We start from the raw sequence: 10475 nt of genomic DNA on the forward strand, positions 1-10475 counted from the left end.
ACGAGCTGAGGGGCCGGGAAGAACGGGTCCGCGGGGCGGCCGTGCGGGCCCCAGATGGCGGAGATGCGGTAATTGACGATCTCGATGCCGGTCGCCCCGGTCAAATGGTCGGCGAGCAGCTCACCGATCTTCTTGAAGCTCGGTATCGGATGGGGTGCGGTCAGCGGAACCGGCATGTCTTCCCGCAGTGGACCCGCACCGGTCAGGCCGGCGTAGACGCCGATCGTGCTCGCGACGCCGACCCGCGGCACGCCCCAGGCCTCGGCGGCTTCGATCACATTGAACAGACTGCCGATCGCCTTCCGCGCGCCCTCGATGGGCTCGTCGGAGCCGGGTGGCCAGGGCATCGAACCCGCGAGATGCACGATGCCGGTGATCTTGTGGCGCGTGCCCACGTCGAGCAACGCCGTTCGATCGGTGATGTCGGCCCGCTCCACCGCCACCTGCGCACCGGCGAACTCGGCCGGTACCTCGCCGGTCCGACGCTGGACCAGCACGCAGCCCTCGCCCAGGTCGAGCAGGGCTCGCACCGTATGGGAGCCGATGAACCCGAGACCTCCGGTGACCAAGATCATCACATACGACTTTCTGTTGTATAGCTGATTATCAGTACTACTGACGATCAGGCTAGCGATAGAATCTTCGGGTGTCTAGGACGGATGGGCCGGGCCCCGAATTGAGCAGTCGGTTGGGCTACCTGCTCAAGCACGCGCAGTTGCGGATGGCCGAGCTGAACACGAAAGCGTTGGCGCCATACGGCATCGACGGGCGCGAACTCGGTGTGCTGTTCGTCCTCGCGGGCCGTGAACCCACTTCCCAACAGCAGGCGGCGCAGCGGCTGGGCATCGACCGCACCACGATGGTCGCGATGCTGGACACTCTGGAAGGCAAGGGCCTGGTGGCACGTCATCCGGACGCGAACGACCGGCGTCGCAACGTGGTCGAACTGACCGAATCCGGACAGGGCACTCTTCGTCGGGCCACCGAGGCGAGCGATGCCGCCGAGCGTGAATTCCTGGCACAGCTCAGTCCGCAGGCCGCACAGCAACTGCGGAACTCGTTGCAAACCATCGTGACCCATCCCGAGCAAGAGCAGTCCTGACGCTCTGGGCGGCCTGAGCGCAGAACCGGAGCCGTCGGCAGCCGATGGGCGAATAGCGCCGTGCATCCTCGGCTTCCGGCCTACGCGAATCCGCGTAGGAGATCCTGATCGGCTGCGTCGGTCGTCGTAGTCGATCGCGCATCCGGTGAGGAGCGCGAGCGCTCGCGGATGCCGTACGCTCACGGCATGGTTCAGCAGGCGGCGGCACGACGGCTGTCCGCCTGGTTCTCGCGTCGGCCCGCCTGGTTCCCGGATATCCTGCTGGCGCTGTTCGTCACCGTGATCCAGGTGCAGAGTGCCGCGATACCGGTGCCGCTCGAGCCGGCCTACACGCCGGTGTCGGGCTTCGGATATGTCCTGCTGATCGTCAGCGGCCTGGCGGTCGCCGCCCGCCGCGAGCAGCCGGTCGCGGTGTTCGGCGTGACGGCGCTGGCCAGTCTGATCTATTTCGGTCTCGGCTTCCCCGACCGGGCTTCCTATCTCGCACTCTTCGTCGCCTTGTACACCCTGGCCGCCTACGGCGACGGGCGGCGATCGCTGATGATCGCGGGTGGAGGCATCGCGGTCCTCGCCGTCGGCTGGCTGATCGCCGCGGCGGATGTCCAGCCGCTCGTGGCCATCGGCTGGGTGTTCTTCCGGATCGGCGCGTCGGTGATCAGCACGATCCTCGGTGAGTCCGTCCGATCCCGCCGGGTCATCGCCGCCGACGCGCAAGAACGCGCCGAACTCGCCGAACGGTCCCGCGACGAGGAGGCCAGAGCGCGGGTCGACGCCGAACGGCTGCGCATCGCCAGGGAGGTCCACGACACGGTCGCCCACGCGATCGCCATCATCAACGTGCAAGCCGGGGTCACCGCCCATGTACTCGACAAGCGACCGGAACAGGCCAAGGAAGCCTTGCGCACCATCGAGCAGACCAGTTCCCGTGCGCTGCGCGAGATGCGCGCGATCCTCGGCGTACTGCGCGACGGCGACGAGCGCGAACCCTACCCGGGCCTCGGCCAGATCGATGAACTCGTCGGCAAGGCCCGCGATGCCGGGCTCGACATCGCTTTCGAGCAGACCTCTCCGGTGACGCCGCTACCGAGCGCGGTGGGCAGCGCCGCGTATCGGATCGTGCAGGAATCGATCACCAACGTGATCCGGCACGTCGGCCCGACGAGGGTGACGGTGGCGCTCGAACCCGGCATCGACGCCTTGCGGATACGGGTACTCGACGAGGGCCGTCGCGACGCCGCACCGGTCCGCACCGAAGGCTCCACCACCGGACGCGGCATCGTCGGGATGCGCGAACGCTGCCGGTTGCTCGGCGGTGAACTGGACGCGGCACCGCGTCCCGACGGCGGGTTCGAGGTCACCGCCCGCCTGCCCTTGACCCCGGTCGGGTCGCGCCTGTGAACTCCACACCACCCATCAAAGTCCTGCTCGCCGACGACGAACGGTTGGTCCGTTCCGGCTTCAAGGTTCTGCTCGACCTGGAAGACGACATCACGGTGGTCGGTGAAGCCACCAACGGCGCGGAAGCCGTCGAACTCGCCCGCGCCACCCGCCCCGACGTGGTCCTGATGGACATCCGCATGCCACGGCTGGACGGCATCCGCGCCACCGCGTCGATCGCCGACGCCAACGGGATGGAGCAGGTCAAGGTGCTCATCCTCACCACCTACGACACCGACGAGAACGTCTTCGATGCCTTGCAGGCGGGCGCGAGCGGGTTCCTGCTCAAGGACGCGGGCCCGGCCGAACTGTTGCACGCCATCCGGGTGATCGCCGCCGGTGACGCGCTGCTCGCACCACGGATCACCCGGCGGCTCATCGGTCAGTTCACCGCGCAGCGCCGGGCGGCCAAGTCCGCCGAGGACCGGCTCGCGGTGCTGACCGACCGGGAGCGCGAAGTGCTGGCGCTGGTGGGGCAGGGCATGAGCAACGACGAGATCGGCGCCGCGCTGTTCCTCAGTCCCGCCACCGCACGCACCCATGTGAGCCGCGCGATGGTGAAACTGGGTGCGCGCGACCGAGCGCAGCTGGTCGTGATCGCCTACCAGACCGGGCTCACTTCGTAGCGATCGGCTACGACGACCGGCGCAGCCGATCGCCGTTGTCGTACGCGCATTCACGTATGCGCAGACTCCCGTCGCCGGAAGCCGAGCGGACCTCGGCGGAGCGACCATCGACGGCATGATCTTGGATCCCGAACTCGAAGCCGCTGTCCCGTTCTTCCCCCCGGCCGATCTGAGCGACCCGGGGACCGCACGGAAGAACCTCGCCGAGTTGGTCGCCGCGATTCCGGTACCGGATCTCGCAGACATGACGATCGAAAAACGCACGGTGCCGGGTGGTTTCGACGTGCCGATACGGATCTATCGGCCGGGCCGGGCGCAGGCCGCCCTCATCTGGCTGCACGGCGGCGGATTCGTCATGGGCGATCTGGACACCGAACATCCGTTGGCCGCTCTGCTGGCAGGCAACTCCGGCGTGACGGTGATCTCGGTGGGTTACCGTCTGGCCCCCGAACATCCGTTCCCCGCCGCGCACGATGACGTCTACGCGGTGCTGACCTGGACAGCCCAGCACGCGGCAGAGCTCGGCATCGACCCGGCGCGGATCGGGATCGGCGGGCACAGCGCCGGTGCGGGACTCGCGACCGCGGTCGCGTTGCGGGCCCGGGACGAGCAAGGGCCGCCGATCCGCTTCCAGCTGCTCAACCAACCCGTTCTCGATGACCGCCAGCTGACCTGGTCGGCGCGCAATTTCACCGATACGCCCTTTCTGACCCGGGCGAAAGTGGCCCAGATGTGGCAGCACTACCTGGGCTCCACGCCGGCCACGCCGTACGCCGCCCCGGCGCGGGCCACGGATCTGTCCGGTCTGCCGCCCGCCTACATCGCCACCGCCGAGTACTGCCCGAACCGCGACGAGGACATCGACTACGCGCTGCGCCTGCTGCAAGCGGGCGTGCCGGTCGAGTTGCACCAGTGGCCCGGCACGTTTCACGGGTCGCAGGCGGTGGTGTCCGCCGAGGTGTCCCAGCGCCAGAGCGCCGAGCTCGCCGCTGTGCTGCGCCAGGCCTTGGATCCGGCGACCGGGTCGCAAGCGGTATAGCCGGACAGTGATCGAGGAAGAGGGAACAACGGTGACTACCATCGACCTCGCCGAGGCGAGCAAGCGATCCGCACCGCCTCCGCCGGATGTCGATTCCCCGGCGGGACGGAGTGCGACCGGGTTGCTGCGCCCGTATACAGGCGGTTTCGCCGCCGTAGTCGTCCTGCAGATCATCGGCGCCGTCGCCGGTCTGGCGCCGTTGCTCGCGGTCGTCGAATTGGGTCGGGCTCTGCTGTCGCCGGGACCGATCGATCACGGCCATGTCCGGATGATCGTGATCGCGGGCGCGGCAGGGTTGTTCGTCCGGCTGCTGTTCACCGCCGCGTCGTCCGGAATCGGGCACCTGCTCGACAGCCGGGTGCAGTTGTCGTTGCGCCGGAAGCTGGCCGCGCGACTGGGGCGGGTACCGATCGGCTGGTTCTCCCGGCGTGGCAGCGGCGAGCTGGCGAAGATCGTGGGCAAGGACGTCGGTACCGTGCACCCGCTCATCGCCCACACTCCGGGCGAGCTCGTCGCCGCGTTCGTGGTGCCGCTGGTGTCGCTGATCTATCTGTTCACCGTCGACTGGCGGCTGACGTTGATCACGCTGATACCGGTGGCGCTGGCAGTGGCGCTTGTTCCGCTGATGATGACTCCCGCCCGGCTGCGGGAGCAGAAGGAGTTCGATGCGGGGATGGCCCGGATCGCGAGTGCGACCGTCGAATTCGTGCAGGGCATCGCGGTGGTCAAGGCGTTCGGCTCGGGGGAGCGCGCCCACCGGAAATTCCGCACGGCGGCGGACGATTTCACCGACTCCTTCCTTCGCCTGGTGCACGGTCTGGCCGGTCTCGGTGCGGCGATGCAGGTGGTGCTGTCGCCGCCGTTCGTGCTGCTGGTCGTGCTGACCGGCGGCGCGGTCCTGATCACGAGCGGCGCCATGACCCCGGCCGACCTGCTGCCGTTCCTGCTGCTCGGACTGGGCCTGACCGCTCCGGTGGCGGCGCTGGGCCACGGCTTCGACGATCTGCAGGCCGCCCGGCGCGCGGTCGACCGGATCCGGGAAGTGCTCGCGGTGCCGTCGCTGCCGGAACCCGCGCGGCCGGTCGCGCCGCGGGGGCACCGGGTGGAACTGCGCGACGTGCGATTCGGTTACGACGCCGAGCACGAGGTGCTGCGCGGCATCGACCTGGTGCTCGAGCCGGGAACGGTCACCGCGATCGTGGGGCCGTCGGGCAGCGGGAAGTCCACGCTGGTACAGCTGCTGCCGCGATTCTTCGACCCCACACACGGTTCGGTCCTGCTGGGCGGCGTCGATCTGCGCGAACTCGGCAGCCGGGCGCTGTATCGGATGGTCTCCTTCGTCTTCCAGGACGTTCGGCTGCTGCGCGCCTCGGTCGCGGACAACATCGCGCTGGCGGTACCGCATGCCGACCTCGACGACGTGGTGCGCGCCGCCCGGCTGGCGAACATCCACGATCGGATCCTCGAGCTGCCGCGTGGCTACGACACGGTGCTCGGTACCGAGGCCGAGCTGTCGGGCGGTGAGTCGCAACGGATCTCGATCGCACGCGCGCTGCTGGCCGACACTCCCGTGCTGGTGCTCGACGAGGCCACCGCGTTCGCCGACCCGCACACCGAGCAGGCGGTGCGCCGAGCCCTGGCGACGCTGGAGGGCGATCGGACGATCCTGGTCATCGCCCATCGGCTGGAGACCATCGCCGACGCGGACACCGTCGTGCTGCTGGAGAACGGTTCGATCGTCGAACGAGGCACACCCGGCGAATTGCTGGCACGGAACGGAAAGTTCGCCGAATTCTGGCGATCCCATCGGCCCGCGCTCACCGAGGAGGTCGAAACCCTCGGTGGCATGCTGCGGCGCGAATTCGGGCCATGGAGCAGACCGCGGAGCGTGCTCACGCGACCGCCCGCCGACGAAACACCGCGAGGAGCTGAGCCCCGATGATCCGAATGCTGCTGCGGGTGCTGGGACACGAGTACGCCCAGCCGGTCCGACGCACCGTGGCCCTGATGACGGCGACCTCGATAGCCGAAGGTTTGTCTTACGCACTGCTGGTTCCGGTGCTGCGAGCACTGTTCGGCAGCACGCCCACCGACGCCCGGCCGTGGCTGATCGCGTTCGGCGCGGCGATCGCCTGCTATGCGGCGTTGCGCTATCGCAGCGACCTGTCCGGTTTCCGCGTGGGGACCACGTTGTTGCGCGGTGTCTACCACCGTTTCGGCGATCGCCTGGCCCGGCTTCCGCTCGGCTGGTTCACCGCCGGTCGCGTGGGCGAGGTGTCGGTTCTCGCCAGTGAGGGTGTGCTGCAGGCGATGAGCGTGATCGCGCATCTGCTGGGGCCGATGATCGCCGCCGGCGTGACTCCGCTGACGATCGTCGCCGTGCTGCTCGCCTTCGACTGGCACATGGGTCTGGCCGCGCTGGCCGCCGTGCCGGTGGTGGCGGCGATCCAGGTCTGGACGGGACGGTCGATGGCCGCGGCCGATGCGGAACGCGTCGAACGCGCCAAGGAAGCCACCGGGAGAGTCGTCGAATACCTCCAGGCGCAGCCCGTGCTGCGAGCCGGTGGCCGAACGGCCGAGCGATTCCGGCTACTCGACGACTCGTTGTCGGGACTCGAGCGCGCGTCCCGCCGTGCCGTGCTGTCGGCGCTGCCCGGCATCGTGGGCCTGACGCTCACGGTCCAGGCGATGTTCACCGTGCTGCTGGCCCTGGGCGCCTACCTCGCGCTCGGCGGGGACGTCGGTGCGGCGGAGATGGTGACGATCCTGGTGCTGGTCGCTCGCTGCGCGGATCCGCTGCTGTCGCTGTCGGAGATCGGCGGCAAACTCCGCGGCGCGCGTACCGTGCTGAGCGGACTCGATTCCGTATTGCGCACCGAGCCGCTGCCGGAACCTCGCGAGCCGATCCGGCCTGCCGGCCACGACCTGGCGTTCGAGTCGGTCGTCTTCCGCCACGGCGGCCGTACCGTGATCGATGACGTGTCGCTGTCGGTGCCGGAGGGACAGCGGGTCGCCGTCGTCGGACCGTCGGGTGCGGGCAAGAGCACCCTGTTGCAATTGCTCGCACGGTTCTACGACGTGGATGCGGGCGCCGTGCGGGTCGGCGGCGTGGACGTGCGCGCGATCAGCACCGATGTGCTGATGGAACGGATCGCGGTCGTCTTCCAGGACGTCTATCTGTTCGACGGCACGATCGAGGAGAACGTGCGTCTGGGCCGTCCCGACGCCGCCGAAGCCGAGGTGCGGGCGGCGGCGACCGCGGCAGGGCTGGACGAAGTGATCGAGCGGCTGCCCGGCGGATGGGCGGCGAATGTCGGCGAGGGCGGCGCACTGCTGTCGGGTGGTGAGCGCCAGCGCGTCTCGATCGCCCGGGCCCTGCTGAAGGACGCGCCGATCGTGCTGCTCGACGAAGTGACCTCCGCACTGGATCCGATCAACGAGGCCGCCGTCCACGACGGTATCGAGCGGCTGATGGCGGGCCGGACGGTGGTGATGATCGCGCACCGGCTGCGGACCGTCCGGCGGGCCGACCGCATCGTGTTCCTGGACGACGGCCGGATCGTGGAAGCGGGCAGCCACGACGAGCTGTTGCGCCTCGGCGGCCGCTACGCCGACTTCTGGAACCTGTCCACGGCGACTGTGGCAGCCGAATGAGCCGGGATGACAACATCCCGGCTCCGCCCCGATCGGCGTCGATCACGGGGTCCGCTCGCGGTTCGGCGCTGCCACGCCGCGGGCGGGCTTCGCCCAGCGGCGCAATCCCGCCGGGCTGCGCAGCATCAGCACACCGATGGCGGCGACGGCGATGCCGCGGGGCGCCTCGTAGATGAATCCGGACAATCCTTGGGTAGCGGGGATCGGCAGGAAGAAGCCGACCATGCCGAGCAGGGTGAGCACGGCGATCCAGCGGGGAATCGCGTTGTGACGCAGCAGGCTTGCGCCCAGCAGGCCCATACCGGCGAGCATGACAAGACCGCCGATCGAGTTGAACAGCGCGAACGCGGTGGTGTCGATCATGTTGTCGTTGTCGGCGATCAGGTGCGCGGTCCGCGGATCGGACGCGAAAGGGTAGGCGACGAACAACTCGACGGTGAGATGACCGGTCGCGGTGACGATATTGCCGACCAGGTAGGCGACCGTGCCGACGAATCCGGCCGGGCCGAGTCGCGCTCGCAGCCACGCGTACATGCCGGGCAGTCCGAGCACCAGCAGGACGGTTCCGATGCCGAGCAGGGTCTGCGCGATCGGCGTGCCGGAGCTGGTGAGCGCATCGACCGAATGGCCTTTGCCCGCGACGATCGGGTGCAGTGTGCCGCCCGCGATGCACAGTGCTCCACCGATGGTCAGCGCGGCGCCGCACATCCGAAGTACAGTCTCGCGAGAGGGGCGGCCGACGACGGTCCGCTCGTCGCCGGTGGTCGGGGTTGGCGGGAGTGCTTGCGTGTGTGTCATGAGCCAAGAGTCGGCGAGGGCGCTGGTGTGACGCTGGTGCGCGGCGGGTCCGGTGACGACGCACCGGCCATCGCGGTGCTCGGCCCGCTGGAGGTGCGCGGCCCGGACGGCGCCCGCACCGCCATCCCGGCGCGCAAACACGCCGATCTGCTGGTCATCCTCGCCGCCGAGCGCACCACCCGCAGCGCGCGTTATCTGTGCGAACTCCTGTGGCGCGGCGACCCGCCCGAGAGCGCCCTGGTCACACTCCAGGGCTACGTGTCGCGGTTGCGCCGGGCGTTGCGGCCGCTGCCCGAAGTCCGGATCGAGACGAGCTCGAACGGTTACGTGCTGCGCTGCGGCGGATCGGGCACCGACCTCGACCTGCTCGACCTGCTGTCCAGGGACGCCAGGGCCGCGCACGCCGACGGCGACGTGGGTCGAACCGTCGACCTGCTCGAACGCGCGTTGCGGCTGTGGCGCGGCGACGCGCTGTCCGATGTCGGCGACGTCGCCGAACTCGCTCCCGAACGGGCGCGTCTGGACGAGCTGCGTTCGGAACTGGTGGAAATGTGCGCCGAGGGCTTGCTGGTGCTCGGTCGCGCGCGGCATGCGGTCACGCTGCTCACCGACGAACGCGAGCGGCATCCGCATCGGGAGGGCACGGCCCGCCTACTCGCGCTCGCGCTGCGCGACTGCGGACGGATCTCCGAGGCGCTCGATGTCCTCCTCCGATTGCGGCGCGCGCTGCGCGAGGATCTCGGGCTCGATCCCGCGCCCGACACCGCCCGGGTGGAGAACGAGATCCGCAATCCGGCCGCGCCGTCGCCGCCTCCGGCGGTAGGGCGATCCGCCCTCGTCGGACGCGACGACGTCGCCGCTGTCCTCGACCGCGCCCGCGAACGGTCGCAGCGTGGGCTGACCGTCGTGACGGTGCGCGGCGCGCCCGGCATCGGCAAGACGGCCGTAGTCGAGGACGCCGTGCGACGACACGGCGACCAAGCGTTCTTCACCGCGGGCAGCAGCGGCATCGACGCTTCGGCCCCCGCGACGCTGACGCCGTGGCTGGATCAGGCGGCGCTGGCCGGGCGCGCGGTCCCCGGTACGCCGACACCGAGGGCACTCGCGGCGCTGTTCGCGGACGTGGCGCGGGAGACCGGCCGCGTGGTCGCGGTCATCGACGACGTGCAGTGGGCCGACCCCGACTCGGTGCGGATGATCGCGGCGGCCATGCGGGTGCTGCGCGCTCATCCGGTTCTGCTGTTGCTCACCGTCCGGCCCGAACCGCTGCCGTCCGAGGTGGACGCGGCCGTGCGTTTGCTGCGCTCCGCGGGAGCGCATGTCGCGGTGGACCTTTCGTCGCTGCCGGACGCGGCGGTGGAGGAGTTGGTGCGCGCCGAGGCGGGTGCGACCCCTCCCGAGCTGCGCGCCCAGATCGTGGAGTTGAGCGGCGGCAGCCCCTTCGTGGCCGCGCAATTGTGCGATCTCGTCCGGGCGGGGCGTCCGTTGGATGTCGGGGGCGCCGCCGCCGAGATCACAGCGGCGAAACTGGGCGCGGTGTCACCGTCGGCGCGAGCGCTGGCCGAGGTGCTGGCCGTCATCGGCCCGAACGCCCCGGTCGGACTGGTCGCCGCCGCCGACGGCGCACGCGGGTTCGACGATCGGCTCGGTGAACTCGTCGCCACACGAGTCGTCGCGGTGCGGGACGGGACCGTCGCCTTCGGGCACGAACTGGTGCGCTCCGCCGTGCTCGCTTCGCTCGGTGAGATGCGAACGGCGCAGTTGCACAGGCGGATCGCGGACTCGCTGGCCGACCTGCGGCCCGGCGCGCTCGCGGCGC

9 protein-coding genes are annotated in these 10475 nt (G+C 69.8%); 7 read left to right on the forward strand and 2 right to left on the reverse strand.

Annotation, left to right across the window (positions count from 1 at the left end):
- Positions 1-575, reverse strand: a 575-nt coding sequence (locus tag ON21_RS13170; RefSeq protein ID WP_039798141.1) for an NAD-dependent epimerase/dehydratase family protein, incomplete at its 3' end; no start/stop codon positions are given.
- Positions 576-646: 71 nt separating this feature from the next.
- Here ON21_RS13170 and ON21_RS13175 point away from each other — a divergent pair.
- The 6 genes from ON21_RS13175 (at position 647) to ON21_RS13200 (ending at position 7858) form a co-directional block, all read left to right on the forward strand.
- Entirely contained in the window at positions 647-1102 is a 456-nt protein-coding gene (locus ON21_RS13175; RefSeq protein ID WP_218004076.1) for a MarR family winged helix-turn-helix transcriptional regulator, read from the forward strand.
- A gap of 186 nt (positions 1103-1288) precedes the next feature.
- Positions 1289-2500, forward strand: coding sequence for a sensor histidine kinase (locus ON21_RS13180; RefSeq protein ID WP_039798146.1), 1212 nt, complete (start codon positions 1289-1291; stop codon positions 2498-2500).
- The gene (locus ON21_RS13185; protein WP_039798143.1) at positions 2497-3165 is read left to right on the forward strand and encodes a response regulator transcription factor; all 669 of its coding nucleotides are present in this window, start codon (positions 2497-2499) and stop codon (positions 3163-3165) included. The genes ON21_RS13180 and ON21_RS13185 overlap by 4 nt, the downstream gene beginning before the upstream one ends.
- Positions 3166-3280: 115 nt before the next feature.
- Positions 3281-4204 (forward strand): alpha/beta hydrolase, encoded by a 924-nt coding sequence (locus ON21_RS13190; RefSeq protein ID WP_039798144.1) that lies wholly within the window; start codon positions 3281-3283, stop codon positions 4202-4204.
- A 31-nt stretch (positions 4205-4235) separates the two neighbouring features.
- Entirely contained in the window at positions 4236-6146 is a 1911-nt protein-coding gene (locus ON21_RS13195) for an ABC transporter ATP-binding protein (RefSeq protein WP_083880588.1), read from the forward strand.
- On the forward strand, positions 6143-7858 hold the full coding sequence (locus tag ON21_RS13200; protein WP_039798145.1) for an ABC transporter ATP-binding protein: 1716 nt from the start codon (positions 6143-6145) through the stop codon (positions 7856-7858). The genes ON21_RS13195 and ON21_RS13200 overlap by 4 nt, the downstream gene beginning before the upstream one ends.
- A 42-nt stretch (positions 7859-7900) precedes the next feature.
- On the opposite strand, the gene ON21_RS13205 is transcribed toward ON21_RS13200, so the two are convergent.
- Positions 7901-8656, reverse strand: a complete 756-nt coding sequence (locus tag ON21_RS13205) for a hypothetical protein (RefSeq protein ID WP_051020753.1) — start codon at positions 8654-8656, stop codon at positions 7901-7903.
- A gap of 27 nt (positions 8657-8683) precedes the next feature.
- Here ON21_RS13205 and ON21_RS13210 point away from each other — a divergent pair.
- On the forward strand, positions 8684-10475 hold a 1792-nt coding region (locus ON21_RS13210), incomplete at its 3' end, for an ATP-binding protein (protein ID WP_245562581.1).

It is taken from the genome of Nocardia araoensis NBRC 100135 (assembly GCF_000308435.1).
In the GTDB taxonomy this organism is placed as follows: domain Bacteria; phylum Actinomycetota; class Actinomycetes; order Mycobacteriales; family Mycobacteriaceae; genus Nocardia; species Nocardia araoensis.